The organism is Pseudomonas sp. St316, from assembly GCF_018325905.1.
In the GTDB taxonomy this organism is placed as follows: domain Bacteria; phylum Pseudomonadota; class Gammaproteobacteria; order Pseudomonadales; family Pseudomonadaceae; genus Aquipseudomonas.
Genome location: NZ_AP021901.1, coordinates 5,408,991 through 5,434,183 on the forward strand (window position 1 = coordinate 5,408,991; position 25,193 = coordinate 5,434,183).

Here is a 25,193-nt window from a genome sequence, read left to right on the forward strand (position 1 = left end):
GTCAGCGAGTGATGCCGCGGGTCGAAGACTGGATGGAGTCGCGGAAGATCGCGACTTCCGGGTATTGCGCCGAAGCCTCGGCCAGTTCGGCGAGCGCCTGCTCAACCGTCAGGCCCTGGCGATACACGACCTTGTAGGCGCGACGCAGCGCCGTAATCGCCTCTTCGCTGAAACCACGACGGCGCATGCCTTCGAAGTTCATGCTGCGGGCTTCGGCCGGGTTACCGAACACCGTGACATAGGCCGGGACGTCCTTGCCGATGGCCGTGCCCATGCCAGAGAAGCTGTGGGCGCCGATATGGCAATACTGGTGCACCAGGGTGAACCCGGACAGGATCGCCCAATCATCCACGTGCACATGGCCGGCCAACGCAGTGTTGTTGACCAGGATGCAGTGGTTGCCAATCACGCTGTCATGGCCGATGTGCGCGTAGGCCATGATCAGGTTGTGGTCGCCCAGGGTCGTTTCGCTGCGATCCTGAACGGTGCCACGGTGAATCGTCACGCCTTCGCGGATCACGTTGTGATCGCCAATGACCAGACGGGTTTCTTCACCTTTGTACTTGAGATCGGGCGTGTCCTCGCCTACCGAAGAAAACTGGTAGATGCGATTGTGCCGACCAATCCGGGTCGGTCCCTTGAGAATTACGTGGGGACCGATGACCGTACCCTCGCCGATTTCCACACCTGCGCCGACAATCGACCACGGGCCGACCTCGACATCGGCGGCCAAAATGGCCGTCGGATCGATGATTGCGCGAGGGTCAATCAAACTCATAGTTTGCGTTCCGCACAGATGATTTCAGCGGAGCAGACTGGCTTGCCGTCGACCGAAGCCTGGCACTCGAACTTCCAGATCTGGCGCTTGCAACTGATGAACTTGGCTTCGAGGATCAACTGATCGCCCGGAGTGACCGGCTGGCGGAAGCGCAGCTTGTCGGAACCGACAAAGTAATAGAGCGTGCCGTCGGCAGGCTTTACGTCGAGCATTTTGAAACCAAGGATCCCGGCAGCCTGAGCCATCGCCTCGATGATCAATACGCCCGGCATGATTGGATGCGCGGGGAAGTGACCATTGAAGAACGGCTCGTTGATGCTGACATTCTTGTAGGCGCGAATGCGCTTGCCTTCAACGTCCAGGTCCACCACCCGATCCACCAGCAGGAACGGGTAACGGTGAGGCAGGTATTCGCGAATCTCGTTGATGTCCATCATTTCGGGGGGAAGCCTATGTAAAGATTGGAAGCGCACGAGTGACGCGCACTCCGCTAGCAAATCAAGATGCCCTAACGGCTGTGCACACTTGATATGGAAATGGTATCAGCCATCTGATGAAGCATTACCGCCAGGGGTCACGTCCCCTACACGCTTTTCCACCTGCTTGAGGCGCCGCGCGATGTCGTCGAGCTGGCGGATACGCGCCGCGCTCTTGCGCCATTCGGCTGCCGGCTGCATGGCCGTACCGGAAGAGTAGGCACCCGGCTCGGTAATCGAGTGGGTCACCATGGTCATCCCGGTCAGGAACACGTTGTCACAGATATCGATATGGCCCACCAGCCCCACGCCACCGGCGAGCATGCAGTGCTTGCCGATCTTGGTGCTGCCGGAGATGCCCACGCAGGCGGCCATGGCGGTGTGGTCACCGACCTGGACGTTGTGGGCGATCTGGATCTGGTTGTCGAGCTTGACGCCATTGCCGATGACCGTGTCGGCCAGGGCGCCGCGGTCGATCGCGGTGTTGACGCCGATCTCCACGTCATCGCCAATGGTGACACCGCCGATCTGGGCAATTTTCTGCCAGATGCCTTTCTCGTTGGCAAAACCGAACCCTTCGCCGCCCAGCACTGCGCCGGACTGGATCACTACCCGTTTGCCGATGCGCACATCGTGATACAGGGTGACCCGTGGTGCCAGCCAACCACCTTCGCCGACCTCGCTGCGCGCACCAATGACACAGTGGGCACCCAACGTGACGCCGGCACCGATACGGGCCGTACTTTCGATGACCACGAATGGGCCGACGCTGGCCGTTGGGTCAACCACGGCGTCTGCCGCGATCACTGCGCTGGGGTGAATACCGGCAGCCGCTTTCGGCTTGGGGTCGAACAGATGGGAAATGCGGGCATACGCCAGGTACGGATCGGGCACGATCAGGGCATCGCCAGCAAACCCATCGGCATCAGCGGCCTTGAGCAACAGCGCAGCCGCCCGGCTGTCGGCCAGGTACTTGCGGTACTGGGGATTCGCCAGAAAGCTCAACTGAGCTGGGCCAGCCTCTTGCAAAGTGGCTAGCCCAGTAATTGCTTTCTGCGGGTCGCCACGCAGGGTGGCGCCGAGGAACTCGGCCAACTGGCCGAGCTTGATAGTCGCTGTCATGGATTACTTCAGCTGATTCATGCGCTCGATCACCTGGCGCGTGATGTCGTATTGAGGCTTGACATCGATCACTGCGCCACGCTCGAACACCAGGTCAAAACCACCTTTCTTGATGACTTCTTCCACGGCGCTGTCGAGTTTCGGCTTGAGTTGCTTGAGCATTTCGCGGTCGGCAACGGCTTTCGCTTCGTTCAGCTCCTTGGACTGGAACTGGAAGTCACGGGCCTTTTGCTTGAATTCAAGCTCCAGACGCTCACGCTCGCCCTGGGCCATCTTGTCGCCACCGGCGACCAGACGATCCTGAATGCCCTTGGCGCTGCTTTCCAGGCCCTTGAGCTTGGTCAGTTGCGGGCCGAATTTCTTCTCCGCATCCACGGCATACTTCTTCGCCGCGTCGGACTCCAGCAGGGCCATCTGATAATTCAGCACGGCGATCTTCATGTCGGCAAAAGCCGGACCTGCGACCAGTACGGTCGCCAGGAGAACCAATTGAGTCAACTTACGCACGATGTACTCCTACAAAATCCATTGTCGTTATCTTGGGCCAGATACTTAGAACGTCTGGCCGAGGGAGAATTGGAACACTTGGGTTTCAGCGTCATCCGGTTTCTTGATCGGCATTGCCAATGCGAAGCTCAAGGGACCAAGCGCGGTGACCCAGGTCACGCCTACACCGACAGAACTGGCCATGTTGCTCAGGCTGATGTCGTTGCACTTGGTGTTGGAGCTAGTACCGTTCGTATTGGTGGTGTCACTGCACGAGGAGTCGAAGACGTTACCTACGTCCCAGAATACCGAAGTACGCAGGGAGCGCTGATCCTTGACGAACGGCATCGGGAACAGGATTTCGGCGCCACCCTGGATGAGCACGTTGCCACCGAATGGAAGCGGATCCTGGTCCGGATCACGAATAGTACCCGGGTTGTTGCCCGAACTCGGAGTGCTGCGTGGGCCCAGGGTGCTGTCCTTGAAGCCGCGAACCGAGTTGAAACCACCGGCATAGTAGTTCTCGTAGAACGGCAGGCCATCGGTCGAACCGTAACCGTCACCATAACCCAGCTCAGTGTGCAGGCGCATGGTGTAGTTGTCAGACAGCGGCTGGAACAGCTGGCCTCGGTAGTCGAGCTTGAAGAACGACAGGTCGCTGCCAGGGGTGGTGGTCTCGAGCACCAGGCTCTGGGAACGGCCACGAGTTGCCAGCACACCCTTGTTCAGGGTCGACTCAGACCAACCGACTGAAGCCTTGAAGTTCAGGTACTTGTCGCCTTCCTTGTCAACGAAGTCAAAAATCTCGTCAACGGTATAACGACCGGTGCTGATCTCGTCCTGCTGGGCGGTGAGACCGAAGGTCAGACGCGAAGTCTCGCTGATTGGATAACCCACGTTGACGCCTGCACCCAGGCTGTCCACGGCATAGCTGGAGATATCGGAGTCGAGCTCGTCATAGTCGGTGGTGCGGTAGAAGGCGTTGTAGCCCAGGCTCACACCATCAGCGGTCCAGTAGGGGTCCACATAACCGAAGTTGTAGCGGGTCTGGTATTCGCTGCGGGTCAAGCCGATGCTGACCTTGTTACCGGTACCCAGGAAGTTGTTCTGGGTGATCGAGCCACCGAGGATCAGACCGGCGCTCTGGGCGAAACCGACACTGGCGGTGATCGAGCCGGAAGCCTGCTCTTCGACGCTGTAGTTCACATCGACCTGGTCATCGACACCCGGTACGGCCGGCGTCTCGACGTTGACTTCCTTGAAGAAGCCCAGGCGCTCAAGACGAGTCTTGGACTGGTCGATCAGGTAGGTCGAAGCCCAGCCACCTTCCATCTGGCGCATTTCACGGCGCAGCACTTCGTCCTCGGACTTGGTGTTGCCACGGAAGTTGATGCGGTTGACGTAGGCACGCTTGCCCGGGTCCACGGCGAAGGTGATGTCGACGGTGTGGTCTTCATCATGCGGCTGCGGCACGCCGTTGACGTTGGCGAAGGTGTAGCCCTCGTTACCCAGGCGACGGGTGATCAGTTCGGACGTGGTGGTCATCAGCTTGCGCGAGAACACCTGGCCCTTCTGCACCAGCAGCAACGACTTGACCTGGTCTTCAGGCACTTTCAGGTCGCCGCTGAGCTTGACGTCACGAACGGTGTACTTCTCGCCTTCGTTGACGTTGACAGTGATGTAGACGTGCTTCTTGTCCGGGGTGATGGACACCTGGGTCGACGCGATGTCCATGTTGATGTAGCCGCGGTCCAGGTAGTAGGAACGCAGGCGCTCAAGGTCACCGGAGAGTTTTTCACGGGCGTACTTGTCGTCGTTCTTGAAGAAGGACAGCCAGTTGGTGGTCTTGAGCTCGAACAGGTCGATCAGGTCTTCATCCGGGAAAACCGTATTGCCCACCACGTTGATGTGCTGGATGGCCGCCACGGTGCCTTCGTTGATGTTGACCTTCAGGCCGACGCGGTTGCGCGGCTGCGGCACCACTTCGGTGTCGACGGTGGCCGAGTAGCGGCCCTGGGCAACGTACTGGCGCTGCAGCTCGTTACGGACACCCTCGAGGGTGGCGCGCTGGAAGATCTCGCCTTCGGCCAAGCCGGATTGCTTGAGACCCTTCATCAGGTCTTCGGTGGAGATCGCCTTGTTGCCTTCGATCTCGATACTGGCGACCGACGGGCGCTCGACTACCGTGATGACCAGGACATTGCCGTCACGGCCCAGTTGGATATCTTGAAAGAAGCCGGTCTTGAACAGCGCACGAGTGGATTCCACCAGGCGCCGATCATCCGCCTGCTCGCCGACGTTCAACGGCAAGGCACCAAAGACGCTACCCGCGGAGACCCGCTGGAGGCCATTGACGCGAATATCAGAGATAGTGAAGGACTCGGCGTGAACTTCGGCGATCATCAATACGGTGAGAACCGCAGTTAGCAGCAGACGTTTCATGAAGTCCTTTCTTATTCCAACTGGCAATAAACAAACTGCCGCAAAATGCGGCAGATTCGCAATTCAGCGAAGCGTTACAGTCGACCCAGATCGTTGACAAGGGCAAGCAACATCACCCCGACCACCAAGCTGATACCGATCTGTATCCCCCAACCTTGCACCCGATCCGACAAGGGACGACCACGCGCCCACTCGATCAGATAAAACAGCAGATGCCCCCCATCCAGTACCGGGATGGGCAGCAAATTCAGAACCCCCAGGCTAATGCTCAGATAAGCAAGGAAATTCAGGAAATCAGCGACGCCCGACTGGGCAGAAGCGCCCGCCACTTTAGCAATGGTTATCGGTCCACTCAAGTTTTTTACCGAGAGCTCGCCGAACAACATTTTCTTGAGTGAGTCCAGCGTCAGGATGCTCATGGTCCAGGTACGACGCGCACCCTCGCCAATCGCCGCCACAGGGCCGAAACTGACCTCGCGGATCATTTCCGGCGGCCACTCGACCGCCTTGACGCCCGCCCCCAGGTAACCGGTCGGCGCCTTGCTCTCGCCACGGGCGGCCAGGGTCACCGGGATGTCGATTGGAGCACCGTCGCGCTCGACGCGCAGCACAATTTTGGTATCAGGACGTACACGAACCGAATCGACCACCTGCTGCCAGTCGCTGACCGGCAGGCCGTCGAACGCCAGCAACCGATCGCCGGTCTTCAAGCCAGCGGCCTGGGCCGGGCCTTTGGGATCAAGTTCAGCGAGTATCGGCGGCATCGCCGGACGCCATGGCCGGATCCCCAGCGACCGGATCGGATCCGGTTCGTCGGCGCCCTTGAGCCAGTTGTCCAAAGCCAGTTCGCGAGGCGAATCCACCGTGGAGCCCTGCTCGCGCACCATCAATTGCAACGAACCGCTTTCACCCAGGCGACGCACCAGTTGCAGGTTGACCGCCGCCCAACCCGACGTCGGTTCGCCATCGATAGCAACGATTTCCTGCCCGGCACCCAGCCCGGCACGGGCCGCAACGCTACCCGACTCCACCGCACCGATGACAGGACGCACCTGCTCGCTGCCCAGCATGGCCAGGCCCCAGAAAAACACAATGGCCAGCAGGAAGTTGGCGATCGGCCCCGCGGCGACGATGGCGATACGCTGACGGACGGTCTTGCGATTGAAGGATTGATCGAGCTGGTCGGCCGGGACTTCGCCTTCGCGCTCATCGAGCATCTTGACGTAGCCACCCAGCGGGATGGCCGCTACGACGAACTCGGTGCCCTGCTTGTCGTGCCAGCGCAGCAAGGGCATGCCAAAGCCCACGGAAAAACGCAGGACCTTGACGCCACAGCGCCGCGCGACCCAGAAATGACCGAATTCGTGGAATGTGACCAGCACGCCCAAAGCAACCAGGGTGCCGACAATCATATAGAGCGCGCTCATCTGTTTTCTCCGCAATCCTGTCCAGGGCGACCCTGGCTAACGTATCGCAGCTTCAACGCCCGTGGCGCCGCAGCCATTGGCCCGCCAACTCACGAGCCCTGGCATCGGCCGTAAACACCGTAGCGAGGTCATCGACCGAAACCACGGCCTCGAGATTCAAGACTTCCTCGATGATACTCGCGATCTCGAGGTAACGGACACGTCCATCGAGAAACGCTGCAACCGCCACTTCATTGGCGGCGTTAAGCATGGCCGGCGCACTGTTACCCGCCTCGGCCGCCTGGCGCGCCAGGCGCAGGCAGGGAAAACGCTGCTCATCGGGCGCCTGGAAGTCCAGGCGAGCGATGGCGAACAGGTCCAGCGGCGCAACCCCCGAATCGATGCGCTCCGGCCAGGCCAGGGCATTGGCGATCGGGGTACGCATGTCCGGATTGCCCAACTGGGCCAGCACCGAACCGTCGACATAGTCCACCAGGGAGTGAATCACGCTCTGGGGATGAATCACCACCTCGACCTGGGACGGCTTGGCATCGAACAGCCAGCAGGCCTCGATCAGCTCCAGCCCCTTGTTCATCATGCTGGCCGAATCCACGGAAATCTTGCGCCCCATGGACCAGTTCGGGTGCGCACAGGCCTGCTCGGGTGAAACATGCATCAATTCTTCCAGCGGTGTCTGCCGGAACGGACCACCGGAGGCTGTCAACAAAATCCGCCGGACACCCACCGCGCCGAGGCCACGGGAAAAATCCTGCGGCATGCATTGAAAAATCGCATTGTGCTCGCTGTCGATGGGCAGCAATACCGAACCGCTCTTACGCACAGCCTGCATGAACAGTGCGCCGGACATCACCAGCGCCTCTTTGTTGGCCAGCAAGATCTTCTTGCCGGCCTCCACCGCCGCCAGCGTCGGACGCAAACCCGCCGCACCCACAATGGCCGCCATCACGGCATCGACTTCGGGGTCGGATGCCACTTGGCAAAGGCCCTCCTCTCCCACCAGCACGCGGGTTTGCAAGCCAGCGGCGCGCAGATCGTCCTGCAGCGCCCGCGCCACAGCGGCTTCAGGCACCACAGCAAACCGCGGCGTGTGGCGTATGCACAAGGCCAGCAGTTCACTCATGCGCGTGAAGCCACTGAGGGCGAACACCTGGTAACGCTCCGGATGCCGACCAATGACGTCAAGCGTACTCAGGCCGATCGAACCGGTCGCACCAAGAACCGTGATCTGCTGGGGGCGATTCACGATGCCGCCATCCACAACAGCACGGCAAAGATCGGGATCGCGGCGGTAAGGCTGTCGATGCGATCCAGCACGCCACCGTGGCCGGGCAACAGGTTACTGCTGTCCTTGATCCCCGATTGACGCTTGAACATGCTTTCGGTCAGGTCGCCAACCACGGACACAAATACGATCAGGGCGGCACCAATAAGGCCCATCAGCAACTGTGCGACAGTCCAGTCCCGCACGAAGCCGACCACGGTCGTGATCACCAGGCTCAGGGCCAGGCCACCATAGACCCCTTCCCAGCTCTTGCCAGGGCTGACCTTCGGCGCCAGCTTGCGCTTGCCGAAGGCCTTACCGGAAAAGTAGGCGCCGACATCGGCCCCCAGACCAGCACCATTACGACCATGATCTGCCAGTTGCCCAGCGGGCCTTGCTTGATCCAGATAAGCCCTTGCCAGGCCGGCAGCAGGATCAGCAGGCCGATCATCAGCTTGGTCGCCGCATTGGCCCAATGATGGGTCGTCTGCGGATAGGTCAGGACCAGGAAGGTCGCTGTCGCCCACCACAGTACCGCCGCGCCCAGCACCCAAGGCGCGAGGCCAGGCACCACGTACATGATGAACAGCATGGCCGCCACGGCCGCTGCGTAGGCCACGCGTGCCGACTGTGCAGGAAAACCCGCCAGCCGCGCCCATTCCCACGCGCCCAAGGTCACGACAAACCCGATGAACAGCGCAAAACTGGCGCCTTCGAGCAGGAAGAAACCGCCCAGGGCGATGGGCAACAGGATCAAGGCAGTGATGATTCGTTGTTTAAGCATTAAACCCGGGCTCCAGCTTCGATCTGCTCGCTCGTTTTACCGAAGCGACGCTGACGGGAAGCGAAATCGGCCAGTGCGGTACGCATGGCTTCGTGTTTGAAGTCCGGCCAGAACAGGTCGGAGAAGTACAACTCGGCATACGCCAATTGCCAGAGCAGGAAGTTGCTGATGCGATGTTCGCCACCGGTACGGATGCACAGGTCTGGCAACGGCAGGTCGCCGGTCGCCAGGCAGGTCTGCAACAGTTCCGGGGTGATGTCTTCCGGGCGCAAGTGCCCGGCCTGGACTTCCCGCGCCAGCCGCTGGGCCGCCTGGGCAATGTCCCACTGACCACCATAGTTGGCGGCGATCTGCAGGACAAACCGATCAGGACCCGCCGTCGCGGACTCGGCTTCGCGCATCGCAGCCTGCAATTCCGGATGGAAGCGCGAGCGATCACCGATGATCCGCAAGCTGATCTTGTTATCGTTGAGGCGCTTGGCCTCACGACGCAGGGCCTTGAGGAACAGGTCCATCAAGGCACTGACTTCATCGGCCGGACGCTGCCAGTTCTCACTGGAGAAGGCGAACAGGGTCAACACCTCGACCCCTGCCTCGGCGCACACCTCGATAACCGCACGAACCGCGTCGACCCCCGCCTTGTGCCCGGCGACGCCGGGCATAAAGCGTTTCTTGGCCCAGCGGTTGTTGCCGTCCATGATGATCGCCACGTGGCGCGGCACCGCGAACGGCACGGCCTGCTTGGTCTTTTCCATGAAAACGAGACCCTTATACGGCCATCAGGTCTTTTTCTTTCTGCGCCAAATCCGCGTCGATCTTAGCCACGTACTTCTTGGTCAGGTCGTCGATATCGCCAGTGGCACGACGCTCTTCGTCTTCGCTGATTTCCTTTTCCTTGACCAGGTCCTTGAGCTGGCTGTTGGCATCACGACGGATGTTGCGCACGGCAACACGGGCGTCTTCAGCCACATCACGGGCCTGCTTGGTGAAGCCCTTGCGGGTCTCCTCGGTCAGGGCCGGCATGGAGATCAGCAGCAGCTCACCCAGGTTGGTCGGGTTCAGGTTCAGGCCGGCACTGCCGATGGCCTTGTCGACTGCGCCCAGCATGTTGCGCTCAAAGGCCACGACCTGCAGGGTGCGAGCGTCCTTGACGGTGATGTTGGCCACTTGCTTGATCGGGGTGTCGGAGCCGTAGTACGGCACCATCACGCCTTCCAGGATGCTCGGGTGCGCCTGGCCGGTGCGGATGCGACCGAAGTTGTGCGCCAGGGACTCCAGGGATTTCTGCATGCGCTGTTCAGCGTCTTTCTTGATTTCGTTGATCATTGTTGTACTTCCTCGATCAGTGTTCCTTCGGCGCCGCCATGGACGATATTCAGCAAGGCGCCGGGCTTGTTCATGTTAAAGACGCGCAGCGGCATCTTGTGGTCGCGGCACAGGCAGATAGCCGTCAGATCCATTACACCCAGCTTGCGATCCAGCACTTCATCGTAGGTCAGATGATCGAACTTCTCGGCATGCGGGTCCTTGAATGGGTCAGCGGTATAGACGCCATCGACCTTGGTTGCCTTGAGCACGACATCGGCATCGATCTCGATCGCTCGCAGGCAGGCGGCCGAATCCGTGGTGAAGAACGGATTACCGGTGCCGGCGGCAAAAATCACCACTTCTTTGGAGTTGAGGTGGCGCATGGCTTTGCGGCGGTCGTAGTGATCGGTCACGCCAACCATGGAAATGGCCGACATTACGATGGCCGAGATATTGGCACGCTCCAGCGCGTCACGCATAGCCAGGGCGTTCATCACAGTGGCCAGCATGCCCATGTGGTCGCCCGTAACCCGATCCATGCCGGCCGCGCTCAGCGCCGCGCCGCGGAACAGGTTGCCGCCGCCGATGACCAGGCCGACCTGAACGCCGATCCCGACCAACTGGCCGACTTCCAGGGCCATGCGATCCAGCACTTTCGGATCGATCCCGAACTCTTCCGAGCCCATCAGGGCCTCGCCGCTAAGCTTGAGTAGAATGCGTTTATAGCGAGCCTGATAACCACTGCCCTGCTGAGCCATTGCGAATCTCTCCTGCGGCGTATTTTCGAAAATTCTTTGCAAGCTGTTTACAGCCTGCGTTCACTCTAGCGTGGCGCTGACACAGCGCCATCGGAACACGGCTTTGTAAGCCAGTTCCGACAGGAAACCAATAAAAATCGGCATCCCCATCCAAAAAGAGGCTGCGCGCGTTAAGCGGGCAGCCTCTTCAGGGCGACAGTTATAAAAACCGTCTTATTGCTTGCTGGCAGCCAGCTGAGCAGCAACTTCTTCAGCGAAGTTGTCTACTGGCTTCTCGATGCCTTCGCCCACTTTGAAGTAGGTGAAGGAAACGATTTCAGCGCCGCCCTTCTTGGCCAGTTCACCGACCTTGATTTCAGGGTTCTTGACGAACGCCTGCTCAACCAGGCTGGCTTCAGCCAGGAACTTGGTGATACGACCGGCAACCATTTTTTCAACGATTTCGGCTGGCTTGCCTTTGATCTTGTCTTCGTTGAGCTGCATGAACACAGCTTTTTCGCGCTCGATGGCGTCAGCGGAAACTTCCGAAGGCAGCAGGAACTCAGGGTTGCTGGCAGCGACGTGCATCGCGATGTCCTTGGCCAGTTCCACGTTGCCGCCTTTGAGGGCTACAACAACGCCGATCTTGTTGCCGTGCAGGTAAGAACCGACAACGTCGCCTTCAACGCGAACCAGGCGACGAATGTTGACGTTTTCGCCTACTTTGGCAACCAGTGCTTCACGCACCGATTCCTGAGCGGCGATCAGCGGAGCTGCGTCGGTCAGTTTGTCAGCGAATGCTTTTTCTACGCTGGCAGCAACGAATGCCTTGAAGTCGTCTTGCAGAGCCAGGAAGTCAGTCTGCGAGTTGACTTCAATGATAACGGCAGCCTTACCGTCTTCCTTGATGCCGATCGCGCCTTCAGCGGCAATGTTGCCAGCTTTCTTGGCAGCCTTGATGGCGCCCGAAGCACGCATGTCATCAATGGCTTTCTCGATGTCGCCGCCAGCCTTGGTCAAGGCTTTCTTGCAGTCCATCATGCCTTCGCCGGTACGCTCGCGCAGTTCTTTGACCAACGCTGCAGTAATCTCTGCCATTTCAAAATCCTCTTGGATAGGTTTTCAACCATTCCACCCGATCGAACGGGCGATCAATTCTTCCCGAACCACCCTTGTTAGCCGCTGCACGTTACAGATGCTGTAGCTGCGCTGCCGACAAGTGGTTTTCGAGGTGGCAAAAAGGGGGCCAAGCCCCCTTTTTGCTTACTGAGTCAACGCCAGGGCGTCAATTACTCAGCGGCTGCTGCCGGAGCTTCTTCAGCGAAGACTTCGGTGCCGCCATTTACGTTGTTGCGACCACGGATCACAGCGTCAGCCATCGAACCCATGTACAGCTGGATGGCGCGGATGGCGTCATCGTTGCCTGGGATGATGTAGTCAACGCCTTCCGGGCTGCTGTTGGTGTCGACAACGCCGATGACCGGGATACCCAGCTTGTTGGCTTCGGTGATCGCGATGCGCTCGTGGTCAACGTCGATCACGAACAGTGCGTCAGGCAGACCGCCCATGTCCTTGATACCGCCCAGGGAGCGGTCCAGCTTCTCAAGATCGCGAGTGCGCATCAGCGCTTCTTTCTTGGTCAGCTTGGCGAAAGTACCGTCTTCGGACTGGACTTCAAGGTCACGCAGACGCTTGATGGAAGCGCGAATGGTCTTGAAGTTGGTCAGCATGCCGCCCAACCAGCGGTGATCGACGTACGGCGAACCGCAACGTGCTGCTTCTTCAGCAACGATCTTGCCAGCGGAACGCTTGGTGCCGACGAACAGAATCTTGTTTTTGCCCTGGGCCAGGCGCTCTACGAAGGTCAGTGCTTCGTTGAACATCGGCAGGGTTTTTTCAAGGTTGATGATGTGGATCTTGTTACGCGCGCCGAAAATGTACTTGCCCATTTTCGGGTTCCAGTAACGGGTCTGGTGACCGAAGTGCACACCGGCCTTCAGCATATCGCGCATGTTGACTTGGGACATGATAGTTCCTTGATAAGTCGGGTTTGGCCTCCACGTATCCCAATGACCAACCAGCGGCTATATGAGCCAAAGGCACCCAGGTCATCGTGTCGACACGTGTGTGGATTTAAGCTTGCGGGGTCATCCCCGGAAAGCGGCGCATTTTATACCACAGCAAGGGCGAAAACGGAACACGGATTCTGAAATCCCTGTGGCGAGGGGATTGTGGGAGCAAGGCTTGCCCGCGATAAAGGCGATGCGGTCCTTTAGAAATCGAGTCGCCTGGATCGCGAGCAAGCTTTGCTCCCACTCGCGCGCCCACGCCACAGAGTTCCAGCGGGAGAGTTCTTTGCGCTGATCGTCTGTTAGAATCGCCTCTTTCAGGGCCACGTGAATCATCATCCGCCGCCCATTTCGTTTTGAACAGCGCCGTCAGGCGCAAAGAGAGCCTGTATGACCGTTACCCTCAAGACTCCCGAGGACATCGCAAAAATGCGTGTCGCCGGCAAACTCGCCGCCGATGTGCTGGAGATGATCGCCGACTACGTCAAGCCAGGCGTGACCACCGAAGAGCTGGACCGCATCTGCCATGACTACATCGTCAACGAGCAGAAAGCCATCCCGGCCCCGCTCAACTACAAAGGCTTCCCGAAGTCGATCTGCACCTCGATCAACCACGTGGTCTGCCACGGCATCCCCAACGAAAAACCGTTGAAGGATGGCGACACCCTGAACATCGACGTCACCGTCATCAAGGACGGTTTTCACGGCGACACCAGCCGCATGTTCCATGTCGGCAACGTGCCGGAGTGGGCCGAGCGCCTGTCGAAGGTCACCCAGGAATGCATGTACATGGCCATCGAACTGGTGAAACCGGGCTGCCGCCTGGGCGACATCGGCGAAGTGATCCAGAAGCACGCGCAGAAAAACGGCTTCTCGGTGGTACGCGAGTTCTGCGGCCATGGCATCGGCAAGGTGTTCCACGAGGAACCGCAAATCCTGCACTACGGCCGTGCCGGCACTGGCATGGAACTGCAGGCGGGCATGACCTTCACCATCGAGCCGATGATCAACCAGGGTCGCGCCGACACCAAGGTGCTGGGCGACGGCTGGACGGCCATCACCAAGGATCGCAAGCTGTCGGCCCAGTGGGAACACACCTTGCTGGTCACCGAGACCGGATACGAGATCTTCACCCTGCGCGGCGATGACACCATTGCTCGCGTTTCCGCCTGATCCGAACCCAGCCTATAGATATAGATAGAAAGGAAAGCCATTAAATGCCGCAGGTGGATCCCGAACTCTTCGACCGCGGCCAGTTCCAGGCTGAACTGGCCCTGAAGGCAAGCCCCATCTCGGCGTTCAAGAAGGCGATTCGCCAGGCCCACGAAGTGCTCGACCAGCGCTTTCGCAATGGCCGGGACATTCGGCGGCTGATCGAGGACCGCGCCTGGTTCGTCGATAACATCCTGCAAAAGGCCTGGGAGCAGTTCAACTGGAGCGAGGATGCCGACATCGCCCTGGTGGCGGTCGGTGGCTACGGGCGCGGCGAACTGCACCCCTACTCCGACATCGATCTGCTGATCCTGCTCGACAGCGCCGATCATGAAGTTTTCCGTGACTCCATCGAGCGCTTCCTGACGCTGCTGTGGGACATCGGCCTGGAGGTCGGCCAGAGTGTGCGTTCGGTGCAGGAATGCGTCGACGAGGCCCGCGCCGACCTGACGGTGATCACCAACCTGATGGAAAGCCGCACCATCGCCGGCCCCGAGCACCTGCGCCAGCGCATGCTCGATGTCACCAGCACGGCGCACATGTGGCCCAGCAAGGACTTTTTCCTGGCCAAGCGCGCTGAGCAAAAGGCCCGCCACCACAAGTACAACGACACCGAATACAACCTGGAGCCCAACGTCAAGGGCTCGCCCGGCGGGCTGCGGGACATCCAGACGATCCTGTGGGTCGCCCGACGCCAGTACGGCACGCTGAACCTGCGCGCCCTGGCCGGTGAAGGTTTCCTGGTGGAAAGCGAAAACGCCTTGCTGGCCTCGTCCCAGGAATTTCTATGGAAGGTCCGCTACGCCCTGCACATGCTGGCCGGGCGCTCCGAGGACCGCCTGCTGTTCGACCACCAGCGCTCCATCGCCAGCCTGTTGGGCTTCGAAGGGCAGGATGCCAAGCAATCCATCGAAAACTTCATGCAGCAGTACTACCGCGTGGTGATGAGCATTGCCCAGCTCAGCGAACTGATCATCCAGCACTTCGAGGAGGTCATCCTCGCCCCCGAGGACGAAGAACCGCCGCAGCCGATCAACTCCCGCTTTCAACTGCACGACGGCTACATCGAAGCGCGTCACGACTATGTGTTCCGCCGCACGCCGTTCGCCATGCTCGAAATCTTCGTGCTGATGGCCCAGCAGCCGGAAATCAAGGGGGTGCGTGCCGATACCATTCGCCTGCTGCGGGAAAACCGCCATCTGATCGATGAGGATTTCCGCCACGACATCCGCAACACCAGCCTGTTCATCGAGCTGTTCAAATGCCGGATCGGCGTTCACCGCAACCTGCGGCGCATGAATCGCTATGGGATCCTCGGGCGCTATCTGCCGGAGTTCGGTTTCATCGTCGGGCAAATGCAACACGACCTCTTCCACATCTATACGGTCGATGCCCACACCCTGAACCTGATCAAGCACCTGCGTAAGCTCCAGTACACGCAGGTGTCGGAGAAATTCCCGCTGGCCAGCAAGCTCATGGCCAAGTTGCCCAAGCCCGAATTGATCTACATGGCAGGGCTGTACCACGACATAGGCAAGGGCCGCCAAGGCGATCACTCCGAGATTGGTGCGGTGGATGCCGAGGCGTTCTGTCAGCGCCATCAACTGCCCCTGTGGGATAGCCGGCTGATCGTCTGGCTGGTGCAGAACCACCTGGTGATGTCGACCACCGCCCAACGCAAGGACTTGTCCGACCCGCAGGTGATCCACGACTTCGCCCAGATCGTCGGCGATGAAACCCGCCTGGACTACCTCTACGTGCTGACCGTGGCCGACATCAACGCCACCAACCCGAGCCTGTGGAATTCCTGGCGCGCCAGCCTGTTGCGCCAGCTCTACACCGAGACCAAGCGCGCCTTGCGTCGCGGCCTGGAAAACCCGGTGGACCGCGAAGAGCAGATCCGTCGCACCCAAAGCGCAGCCCTGGATATCCTGGTGCGCGGAGGCACCGATCCGGACGACGTCGAGCAGCTCTGGTCGCAATTGGGCGATGACTATTTCCTGCGCCACACCGCCGGCGACGTAGCCTGGCACAGCGACGCGATCCTGCAGCAACCGGCCGATGGCGGACCGCTGGTGCTGATCAAGGAAACCACCCAGCGCGAGTTCGAAGGTGGCACGCAGATCTTTATCTACGCCCCCGACCAGCACGATTTCTTCGCCGTGACCGTGGCGGCGATGGACCAGCTCAACCTGAACATCCATGACGCCCGGGTCATCACCTCCAGCAGCCAGTTCACCCTCGACACCTACATCGTGCTCGACACCGACGGCGACTCGATTGGCGACAACCCGGCACGGGTCAAGCAGATTCGCGACGGCCTGACCGAAGCCCTGCGCAACCCGGCGGACTACCCGACCATCATCCAGCGCCGGGTGCCGCGCCAGCTCAAGCATTTCGCCTTCGCGCCCCAGGTAACGATCCACAACGACGCCCAGCGCCAGGTCACGGTGCTGGAGCTCAGCGCGCCGGATCGTCCCGGCCTGTTGGCGCGGGTCGGTCATATTTTCCTGGAGTTCGACCTGTCGCTGCAAAACGCCAAGATCGCCACCCTCGGCGAGCGGGTCGAAGACGTATTCTTCATTACCGACGCCAACAACCAGCCGTTGTCCGATCCGCAGCTGTGCAGCCGCTTGCAGGAAGAGATGGTCCGGCACTTGAGCGTCAACCAGGAACCTGATGCTCACCCGACACGCATTAGCATCTGAATCACCGAATCCCCTGTGGGAGCGAGCTTGCTCGCGATAGCGGCGCAACATTCAATAGTGAGGTTGCCTGACCCACCGCTATCGCGAGCAAGTTCGCTCCCACAAACCCTATTGAACGAGGCCCCCGATGAACAACGCTCTGAACCAGTTGCAGCCCTACCCGTTCGAAAAGCTCCGCGCCTTGCTCGGTAGCGTCACGCCCAACCCGGACAAGCGGCCGATTGCCCTGTCCATCGGCGAACCCAAGCACCGCTCGCCAAGCTTTGTCGCCGAGGCCCTGGCCAGCAACCTGGAAAAGATGGCGGTGTACCCGACCACCCTCGGCATCCCGGAGTTGCGCGAGGCCATCACTGGCTGGTGCGAGCGCCGCTTTGCCGTGCCAAACGGCTGGCTCGACCCGGCGCGCCACGTGCTGCCGGTCAACGGCACCCGTGAAGCACTGTTCGCCTTCACCCAGACCGTGGTCAACCGTGGCGACGACGCCCTGGTGGTCAGCCCCAACCCGTTCTATCAGATCTACGAAGGCGCGGCGTTCCTGGCCGGGGCCAAACCGCACTACCTGCCGTGCCTGGACGCGAACGGCTTCAACCCGGATTTCGATGCGGTCTCGCCAGACATCTGGAAACGCTGCCAGATCCTGTTCCTGTGCTCGCCTGGCAACCCGACCGGCGCGTTGATTCCAGTGGATGTACTGAAAAAACTCATCGCCCTGGCCGACGAACACGACTTCGTCATCGCTGCCGACGAGTGCTACAGCGAACTGTACTTCGACGAACAAACCCCGCCGCCAGGCCTGCTCAGCGCCTGCGTCGAACTCGGCCGCAAGGATTTCAAACGCTGCGTGGTGTTCCACAGCCTGTCCAAACGCTCCAACCTGCCAGGCCTGCGCTCCGGTTTCGTGGCTGGCGATGCGGACATCCTCAAGGGCTTTTTGCTGTACCGCACCTACCACGGCTGCGCGATGCCGGTTCAGACCCAACTGGCGAGCATCGCGGCGTGGAACGACGAAGAACACGTGCGGGCCAACCGAGCGCTGTACCTGGAGAAATTCAACGCGGTCCTGGATATCCTCGCGCCGGTGATGGATGTACAGCGACCCGATGGCAGCTTCTACCTATGGCCAAATGTGGGCGGCGATGATGCAGCGTTCTGCCGTGACCTGTTCGAACAGGAACACGTGACCGTGGTGCCAGGCTCCTACCTGTCCCGCGACGTGGACGGCGTCAACCCAGGCGCCGGCCGCGTGCGCATGGCCCTCGTCGCGCCACTGGCCGAATGCGTGGAAGCGGCCGAGCGGATCCGGGCGTTCATCCAGCGCCAGGGTTGATGGCTGTATGGGGGCCACAGGTTCAGTGCTTCACTGGTATTTTTGTGTTTTGCCAATCGATTTATCGCGAGCAAGCTCGCTCCCACAGTGGTTTGGTGTTGTTCGCAGAACGCGTGATCGACACCAATCGCCTGTGGGAGCGAGCTTGCTCGCGATGGGGCCAGCACTTATTGCATCAAGTCCGAAGCTCTACCCGATCCAAAGCCTTGTTCGCCAACAACGCCCCCAACTCAATCATCTGCACCACCCCCAACGCCACATGCCGCCGCGAGCCGTCCAGGCCAAACGCCAGGTCGCTGAGCATCGCATTGGCCGAGGCCAGGGTTTCACTGAGGTTGGCTAGCAGGCTTTCGGTATCGACATTGTCTACAACGGTGAACAACTGCACCGAGGGCTTGGGTTCCGACTCGCTGTCGTCAGGCTTGAGGTAATGATCCAGGCGCTACGGATAGTGCTGCTGGACACGGTTCGCTAAACATTCGCTTCGACCTAGGCGGGGTTAAATCCCACAGCTTCCACACTGGGCAAACGCCGGCAATGACGTATAACCTTCAGCTCGCGCAAGCGATCATGTGGGATCGCCTGAACATCGCTGACATCGTTGGGGTAGAAGTGATCACATTGGACGAAGCACCTAAAGGGTACGGCGAGTTCGACGCAGGAGTGCCGAAAAAATTCGTCATTGCCCCTCACAATATGTTCCGCCAAGCCTAGATCAGTCGTAAGCGCAGCCCTGTTGGAGGGCCGTGCTTTTGCCAACAGGCCGCTGAAACAACCAGCGCCTTCAGCCCCATTCTTGATATGACTAAGAAGAGTTACGACTCCGCGACTTCGTAACCCGAAGTAAACAGTAAGGCGTTCGGATCAACAGCATTAACCGCATCCAACTGCGCGCTCATTTTGTTCAAACAGCCGATAAGTAACTCTACCTCCTCCCCGCTGAGGCCGGCCAAGAGCAACCGCTCTCTCTCCAAGGCAACGACAAGCACCCGGTTATGGAGCTCCTGCCCCGACACCGTCAAAGACACGGTGTACCTCCGCGCATCCTTCAGATCTGTATCAATTGTGATGAGTCGCTCACGCTCAAGCAGCTGGAGAGCTCGACTGACAGCACTCTTGTCTAGGCCGATGACCTGAACCATTCGGTTAGCGCTGATTTGCTGCTCCACGGCCAGTAAAGCCAGCAACCTCCATTCCACAATCCCGATCCCAAAATGCTTTCGATAACACTGTGACGCACCAGTGGACATTTTATTGGTCAAGAAAGTGAGCAAGGCGGGTATGTAGCGTTCGAGGTTCAAATGGGTAACTGGCATGACGAATGGTTCCTGGATTTTCGACCAAATTGGTTGACACCGCAACCAAAATGCCTAGTATGAGAATCACGTGATGACTCCGCGTTCGCAGTGTAAGCGTTCGCGGTATGACAATAAAAACAAAGGTGCCATGCCATGTCTTGCTCTGTAGCCTTCTTTCTCTCTTCCTGACCCAGGCTTTTAGCGCCAAGAAGCGCTAGACCCAGCCAACATCCTCCCAGCAATCAAACACTGCAACCATGCGGTGGGGTTAAGCTCATGCTTGAAGTCCGCGTTTCTCGAAAAATCAACGAAGCTGACGGCGTTTGCAGCTTCGAATTAACCGCAACCAACGGTGCCCAGCTGCCTGAATTTACTGCCGGTGCGCATATCGATGTGCATGTAGCAACTGGCCTCACACGCCAATATTCGATTTGCAACGCTCCGCATGAACGTGACCGGTATGTCATAGCCGTGCTCCATGAACCCGAGTCACGAGGAGGGTCTCGTGGTATGCACACAGACGTGGTCGAAGGAGCAATGCTTTCTATTGGAAGCCCTAGAAATCTATTCGAGTTGGATCTCAAAGGTGAGAGATACCTTCTGTTTGCAGGTGGGATTGGCATCACACCGATCCTGGCCATGGCACATACGTTGAATGCTGCCGGTAAGGACTTCGAAATTCACTACTGCGGTCGATCCATCGAGCGCCTCGCTTTCCTGAATACCCTCAACCAGGCGCCGTATCGCGACCATGTGCATATTCACGTCAACGATGGACATCCCGATCAACTATTGAACGCTGAAAAAACTCTATCTGCGCCTTCAAAAAGTGACCAGCTTTATTGCTGCGGCCCGTCAGGCTTCATGACTCATATTCAAAATACAGCCAAGGCCCAGGGCTGGGAAGACCATCAAATACACAAGGAAGATTTTGCCTCTAAGCCCCAGGTAATTGAAGGAGACAGTCAGTTTGAAATTGAGCTACATAAAACTGGGAAAATATTTGAAGTTCCAGCAGACAAAACCGTTCTTGAGATTCTTTTGGAAAACGGAGTGGAAATAGAAACCTCCTGTGAACAAGGCATCTGTGGTGCTTGCATTACTAAGGTTTTAGATGGCACTCCGGATCACCGCGATCAATACATGAATGCCGCTGAACACTCAAAAAATGATCGTTTTACTCCCTGCTGCTCGCGCGCTCACAGCAAGCGACTGGTACTGGATCTGTAGTCAAACAATAAAAAATCCTGATAGCCCGGAGAAAGACATGAGTACAACAGAAACTCAGCCACTCGCATATGATGCAGCAGGGGCTTCACAGGCATCAAAATTCCCTCTGAATCTTTGGTATGTTGCAGCGCTTGCATCGGAACTTAAAGATAAGCCCATTGGTAGAACCCTCCTTGGCAAGCCGATTGTTCTATTCCGCACTGCAGATGGTCAGCCAGCGGCTTTGGAAGATCGCTGCTGTCACCGCGCCCTCCCGTTATCGCATGGCACTGTTGAGGCGCATGGCGTTCGCTGTGGATATCACGGACTAATGTTCGATAATAAAGGCCATTGCATAGAAGTACCAGGCCAAGCAAAAATCCCAACCAAAGCTAAAGTTCCAGCGTTTCACGCGAAAGAAAGAGATCAAATTATCTGGATTTGGTTTGGCGATGCTGATAACGCCAATCCTACATGCGAGCCACCTGAATACGAAGTTCACTCGAATGGTAGATATCTTTTCGAAGGTGATGTCTACCACTACGACGCGCCGTACCAACTGATCCATGACAATCTTCTAGATTTAAGTCATTTGGGATATGTCCACTTACGCACAATTGGTGGCAATGCAAGCATCCACATGAACGCACAAATGAATGTCGAAAGTGACGACTCTTCAGTCCGTGTCACAAGGTATATGCCTGATTCCGAACCACCACCTACTTATGTTGCGGCATACCCCTTCAAAGGGAGAGTAGACAGGTGGCAGGAAATTGAATTCCGCGTCACGCATCTCCGCATTTGGACAGGCGCTGTGGATATTGGTACTGACTCACTGGATGACCCGGATCGCGGCGGGTTTCATATGCGAGGGTTTCACGGAGTAACTCCAGAAACAGAAACTACTAGCCATTATTTTTGGACGATGGCAACCAATCCGGTCAGTTCCCCTCAAGAAACGCTCAAAAAAGTAGTTGAGCAAACAATAATGACCTTCGACGAAGACAAAGTTGTAATCGAAGCCCAGTACAAAAACATGGTTAAAATTGGCAACGGGCCGATGGTAGACATTCATGTAGACGTCGGAGCAAATAGGGCAAGAAAAATTATCGAAAAGCTGCGTAACGAAATCATAAGCTGAAAATTTATTTCCAATAAACCTCCAGCAGCCTATGCCCCTTGTTTAGACTGGACAGCCCATAGTCAATTTATAGAAAATCCGAACCCATGCTTTGCTGTTTTTGCAGGAGGCATGGGCTCCACCGCCCATACACCTTGTAGAAAATCAACAACTGAGTGGACTCTGAATTCCAAATTCAGATTTCTGTCTGATAAAACTGCTGCGTACAATGAATCAACGTCATCGACGTGCTGCGAAATCCAGTATCCTGAAATATAACCACGCTCCAAAAATGTGCGCTCATGGAAACATGCGCACCAACCCATGTACGGAAATACACAACATTGGTGGAGCTTGGTAACAGGTGCGCACCTTGACTAGAAATCAAGGTGCCCCCATCACCGCGATGATTGACTCGCACCCTCAGTGTTAAGACCCGGAAGGCTCTAAGTCGGCAATCCCAACGCCACAGCAAACAGCCGCCCAGGCCATAAAAAAGTTGAGACCGCAACGGAACATTTGCACAAATCTTGCTTGAATATGACAGAAGCCACTATCTGTCGATGTAACGATTATGGACACAAAAAAAATTCTCCTTGCCGTCCGACTCGCCGAAACCTTGCATTTTGGCAAGGCGGCGGAGCTTGAGAACATGGCCCAGTCAGGCTTAAGCGCGCAAATTGCCAAGCTTGAGAGCGATTTAGGGTTCAGGCTTTTCATTAGAGCGAACCGTAGAGTCGCCCTGACTGAGGCTGGGGAGCGCTTCATCGAGAAATCTCGTATATTCATTGATGATATGTACAACTCAATCGCAGAATGCAAAGCGCTATCTGAAAATAAGCGAGCGGTTGTCAGGGTAGGTTTTTTTGGTGACCAAGCCGCTGAATACACACACCCGATCTTTGCTCTATTTCAAAAACTCAACCCTCATATTCGTCTAGTTTTTGTAGAACTCAAGATGAGTAACCAGGTACAGTCATTGATAGGCGGCGCGGTGGACGTAGTACTAATGCGATTGCCAACCTTCGACGAAAGACTGGAGTATATCGAGCTCTTTCAAGAGTCACGCGTCGCGGTTGTACCCTCAACACATCCTTTTGCTGAGCGTCAATCGCTTACGGTGGCAGATCTCCTGGATAAGCCATTTGCGATACCGGCTGAAGGGGCTCCCCGAGACTTAATTTCATATTGGAGCCTAGCCGACATTCGCCAAGAGCCCAGTAGAGTTGCCGCTTTCGTAAACTCTATACCTGAAGCTCTAGCTGCAGTAGCGTACGGGGGTGCATTTGATACTTTCCCACTCTCGATGAGCAAGGCGCATAACCATCCAGGTATTAGGTATGTACCCATTACTGATGCGTCTCATAACACAATGACACTCGCTACAATTAATGGAAATAGATCGCCATCGATCATGGCTCTGAGAAACTGTGCCTCCAAAGCTTTAGGATTCGAAATTTGATCAACCTCTCGTGATGTCATCGATCTCAAGCCGACCGTTGAAGCAATTCTTGCCACCTTCCTCTCCGAAGCTGATAGTCGCAAGGCATCGGCTTAGCTGCGTTTATATCCTTTTGCTGCGAACTTAGACGCAGAAAACATATAGATTCGATCCAATCACAAAACGTGATTAATCAATCAGCTTTCTTGCATTGAACCTCTGCTAAGCCTGTCACATCATCGAATCGTCAGTTCACCTTTATCAGCGAACATTTAACTTTAATAGCAACGCTCAACCAATACATCTTTGTGCCTGTAATGAAATCATGTTTGGGCGATACGATCACCTGCCATGTTTTCTCACAATGACAAAAAGAGGCAATAAAATGAATCATGTCGAAAAAATGCTCGTTTTAGATCGAAAACATCTGATCCACCCCCACCTGCCAAAAAACGATGATAACCGCGTCATCTTTGCGCGAGGAAAAGGCTGCAAACTCTGGGACATCGAAGGACGCGAGTATCTGGACGCGACCGGTGGGCTCTGGTTAGCACAGATTGGGCATGGCCGCGAGGAGATCGCCGAAGCAGCCGCCCGCCAGATGAAACAATTAGAATATTTCACGTGCTTCTGGGACTTCTCGAACGAACGTGCAATTGAGTTGGCGGAAAAACTCGCCACCTTGGCACCTGGTGATTTGGAAATGAGCTTTTTCACCAGTGGTGGATCGGAGGGCGATGACGCAGCGATTAAAACTGCTCGTTATTATCACACCCAACGTGGTGAACCAAAACGCACCTGGATTCTCTCTCGAACAAACGCCTACCACGGACTTGCCTATGGCGGGGGTACCGCTACCGGATTTGCTGAATTGCGGGATGGTATGGGGCCGCACCTACCACACGTCGCTTATCTTACTCAGCCAAATGCTTATCGCACTTACTATTTCAATGGACAAAATCCGACTGATTTCTGTGTCGCTGAGCTTGAAAAAATGATCGCCAGCATTGGCGCCGAAAACATTGCAGCCATGATCGCCGAACCGATCATGGGCGTAGGTGGGATGGTGCCTCCACCAGCCGACTACTGGCCACGCATGGCGCAAGTTCTTAAGAAGAACGGGATTTTACTGATCTTCGACGAAGTAGTATCTGCTTTTGGCCGCTCAGGCTACTGGTTCGCGGCAGAAAAATACGGCGTTACCCCAGACATGATCGTAACAGCCAAGGGCATTTCCAGTGGCTACATTCCCCTCGGCGCTGTAATCATGAGCCGTGATGTTGCAGATACGGTACGTGAGGGCCATGGCTATCCATTGGGTTACACCTACAGTGGTCACCCCGTAGCATGTGCGGTCGCCTTGGAAAACCTCCGCATTCTAGAAGATGAAGATCTGATCAATCGCTCTAACGAAATGGGCGCTTATATCGCAGAACAACTGTCGGCCCTGCGTGATAATCCATGCGTTGGTGAAGTTCGTCAGGCTGGAATGGGCATTGGCATTGAGCTGGTGACAGACAAGGAGTCTCGCCAACCTTTGCCTGATGTTGCAATGACGATCCCCGACATCATCCGCGAAGAAACGGGCGTTATTGTTCGTATCAGCAATGCCACGAACATTTGCATGTCTCCTCCCCTCACAATGAGCAGAGAGGAAGCAGATCGCGCAGTAGAGGCAGTCTGCGGCGTACTGGCCCGCGTAAGGCCAGACGGTACGGTTTAAGTGAATCTCAGCCTGGATCCTACGTTCGGATCCAGGCGGCTTACGAATATCGGTGCCTGTAGCTGCCGCACGGTGATAAATGAAGAGCTTTTTGAGAAGAGCGTTCCCCATCCGCCCCTCAAAAGCCCGAGGAATCCCAAATTACGCACTCCAAATTAATAAAAACAAAAACCATGATTTAATTAATTTGCGACAACTGCCAAACTGCGGCTCTGGCCATTTAATTAAATCCTAAAATAGACGACCTAGTTATTAAGAGCGATCT

The 25,193-nt window shown here is 57.2% G+C and carries 20 protein-coding genes and 3 pseudogenes; 8 read left to right on the plus strand and 15 right to left on the minus strand.

Features of this window, described 5'->3' with window-relative positions; all coding sequences use genetic code 11:
- Window position 1: 1 nt before the first annotated feature.
- The 13 genes and pseudogenes from lpxA to rpsB form a co-directional block, all read right to left on the minus strand.
- A complete protein-coding gene (gene lpxA, locus KI237_RS24185) occupies window positions 2-778 on the minus strand; it encodes an acyl-ACP--UDP-N-acetylglucosamine O-acyltransferase (RefSeq protein WP_192262328.1) in 777 nt (258 codons plus the stop codon).
- Window positions 775-1,215 (minus strand): 3-hydroxyacyl-ACP dehydratase FabZ, encoded by a 441-nt coding sequence (gene fabZ / locus KI237_RS24190; RefSeq protein ID WP_003184897.1) that lies wholly within the window; start codon window positions 1,213-1,215, stop codon window positions 775-777. Before fabZ ends, lpxA begins: the two co-directional genes overlap by 4 nt.
- A 105-nt stretch (window positions 1,216-1,320) precedes the next feature.
- Window positions 1,321-2,376 carry a UDP-3-O-(3-hydroxymyristoyl)glucosamine N-acyltransferase gene (lpxD, locus tag KI237_RS24195; protein WP_212797370.1) on the minus strand — a complete coding sequence of 352 codons (1,056 nt, stop codon included), beginning with the start codon at window positions 2,374-2,376 and terminating at the stop codon, window positions 1,321-1,323.
- A 3-nt stretch (window positions 2,377-2,379) separates the two neighbouring features.
- Entirely contained in the window at window positions 2,380-2,883 is a 504-nt protein-coding gene (locus KI237_RS24200) for an OmpH/Skp family outer membrane protein (RefSeq protein WP_003184901.1), read from the minus strand.
- Window positions 2,884-2,928: 45 nt separating this feature from the next.
- Window positions 2,929-5,304 carry an outer membrane protein assembly factor BamA gene (gene bamA, locus KI237_RS24205; RefSeq protein WP_212797371.1) on the minus strand — a complete coding sequence of 792 codons (2,376 nt, stop codon included), beginning with the start codon at window positions 5,302-5,304 and terminating at the stop codon, window positions 2,929-2,931.
- A 74-nt stretch (window positions 5,305-5,378) separates the two neighbouring features.
- Window positions 5,379-6,731 (minus strand): RIP metalloprotease RseP, encoded by a 1,353-nt coding sequence (rseP, locus tag KI237_RS24210; protein WP_212797372.1) that lies wholly within the window; start codon window positions 6,729-6,731, stop codon window positions 5,379-5,381.
- A gap of 52 nt (window positions 6,732-6,783) precedes the next feature.
- Window positions 6,784-7,974, minus strand: coding sequence for a 1-deoxy-D-xylulose-5-phosphate reductoisomerase (ispC, locus tag KI237_RS24215; RefSeq protein WP_212797373.1), 1,191 nt, complete (start codon window positions 7,972-7,974; stop codon window positions 6,784-6,786).
- Window positions 7,971-8,776, minus strand: a pseudogene (locus KI237_RS24220) (phosphatidate cytidylyltransferase). The gene ispC and the pseudogene KI237_RS24220 overlap by 4 nt, the downstream one beginning before the upstream one ends.
- Window positions 8,776-9,531: a polyprenyl diphosphate synthase gene (uppS, locus tag KI237_RS24225; RefSeq protein ID WP_212797374.1), complete on the minus strand. Its 756-nt coding sequence runs from the start codon at window positions 9,529-9,531 to the stop codon at window positions 8,776-8,778. Before uppS ends, KI237_RS24220 begins: the two are co-directional and overlap by 1 nt.
- Before the next feature lie 13 nt (window positions 9,532-9,544).
- On the minus strand, window positions 9,545-10,102 hold the full coding sequence (gene frr / locus KI237_RS24230; RefSeq protein WP_212797375.1) for a ribosome recycling factor: 558 nt from the start codon (window positions 10,100-10,102) through the stop codon (window positions 9,545-9,547).
- A complete protein-coding gene (pyrH, locus tag KI237_RS24235) occupies window positions 10,099-10,842 on the minus strand; it encodes a UMP kinase (protein ID WP_003198235.1) in 744 nt (247 codons plus the stop codon). Before pyrH ends, frr begins: the two co-directional genes overlap by 4 nt.
- A 213-nt stretch (window positions 10,843-11,055) precedes the next feature.
- Entirely contained in the window at window positions 11,056-11,919 is an 864-nt protein-coding gene (gene tsf, locus KI237_RS24240; RefSeq protein WP_212797376.1) for a translation elongation factor Ts, read from the minus strand.
- A 191-nt stretch (window positions 11,920-12,110) separates the two neighbouring features.
- Window positions 12,111-12,848 (minus strand): 30S ribosomal protein S2, encoded by a 738-nt coding sequence (gene rpsB, locus KI237_RS24245; protein ID WP_003198231.1) that lies wholly within the window; start codon window positions 12,846-12,848, stop codon window positions 12,111-12,113.
- Between the two features lie 432 nt (window positions 12,849-13,280).
- On the opposite strand from rpsB, the gene map reads away from it, so the two are divergent.
- The 3 genes from map to dapC all read left to right on the plus strand — a co-directional run bounded on the left by map (window position 13,281) and on the right by dapC (window position 18,137).
- The gene (gene map, locus KI237_RS24250) at window positions 13,281-14,063 is read left to right on the plus strand and encodes a type I methionyl aminopeptidase (protein WP_212797377.1); all 783 of its coding nucleotides are present in this window, start codon (window positions 13,281-13,283) and stop codon (window positions 14,061-14,063) included.
- A gap of 44 nt (window positions 14,064-14,107) precedes the next feature.
- Window positions 14,108-16,810 (plus strand): [protein-PII] uridylyltransferase, encoded by a 2,703-nt coding sequence (locus KI237_RS24255; protein ID WP_212797378.1) that lies wholly within the window; start codon window positions 14,108-14,110, stop codon window positions 16,808-16,810.
- Between the two features lie 127 nt (window positions 16,811-16,937).
- The gene (gene dapC / locus KI237_RS24260) at window positions 16,938-18,137 is read left to right on the plus strand and encodes a succinyldiaminopimelate transaminase (RefSeq protein ID WP_212797379.1); all 1,200 of its coding nucleotides are present in this window, start codon (window positions 16,938-16,940) and stop codon (window positions 18,135-18,137) included.
- 175 nt (window positions 18,138-18,312) lie between these two features.
- Here dapC and KI237_RS24265 read toward each other — a convergent pair.
- Window positions 18,313-18,576 (minus strand): annotated as a pseudogene (locus tag KI237_RS24265) (DUF6124 family protein); the annotation flags it as partial.
- On the opposite strand from KI237_RS24265, the pseudogene KI237_RS24270 reads away from it, so the two are divergent.
- Window positions 18,570-18,851, plus strand: a pseudogene (locus KI237_RS24270) (formaldehyde dehydrogenase, glutathione-independent); the annotation flags it as partial. The pseudogenes KI237_RS24265 and KI237_RS24270 overlap by 7 nt on opposite strands.
- 101 nt (window positions 18,852-18,952) lie before the next feature.
- Here the strand turns inward: KI237_RS24270 and KI237_RS24275 are convergent.
- Window positions 18,953-19,453 (minus strand): MarR family winged helix-turn-helix transcriptional regulator, encoded by a 501-nt coding sequence (locus KI237_RS24275; RefSeq protein WP_212797380.1) that lies wholly within the window; start codon window positions 19,451-19,453, stop codon window positions 18,953-18,955.
- 258 nt (window positions 19,454-19,711) lie between these two features.
- On the opposite strand from KI237_RS24275, the gene KI237_RS24280 reads away from it, so the two are divergent.
- The 4 genes from KI237_RS24280 (at window position 19,712) to KI237_RS24295 (ending at window position 24,928) form a co-directional block, all read left to right on the plus strand.
- Complete coding sequence (locus tag KI237_RS24280) at window positions 19,712-20,665, plus strand: PDR/VanB family oxidoreductase (protein ID WP_212797381.1); 954 nt, start codon at window positions 19,712-19,714, stop codon at window positions 20,663-20,665.
- A gap of 37 nt (window positions 20,666-20,702) precedes the next feature.
- Window positions 20,703-21,785 carry a Rieske 2Fe-2S domain-containing protein gene (locus tag KI237_RS24285; RefSeq protein ID WP_212797382.1) on the plus strand — a complete coding sequence of 361 codons (1,083 nt, stop codon included), beginning with the start codon at window positions 20,703-20,705 and terminating at the stop codon, window positions 21,783-21,785.
- Window positions 21,786-22,338: 553 nt separating this feature from the next.
- Complete coding sequence (locus KI237_RS24290) at window positions 22,339-23,226, plus strand: LysR family transcriptional regulator (protein WP_212797383.1); 888 nt, start codon at window positions 22,339-22,341, stop codon at window positions 23,224-23,226.
- Window positions 23,227-23,590: 364 nt separating this feature from the next.
- Window positions 23,591-24,928, plus strand: a complete 1,338-nt coding sequence (locus KI237_RS24295; protein WP_212797384.1) for an aminotransferase family protein — start codon at window positions 23,591-23,593, stop codon at window positions 24,926-24,928.
- Window positions 24,929-25,193 lie beyond the last annotated feature (265 nt).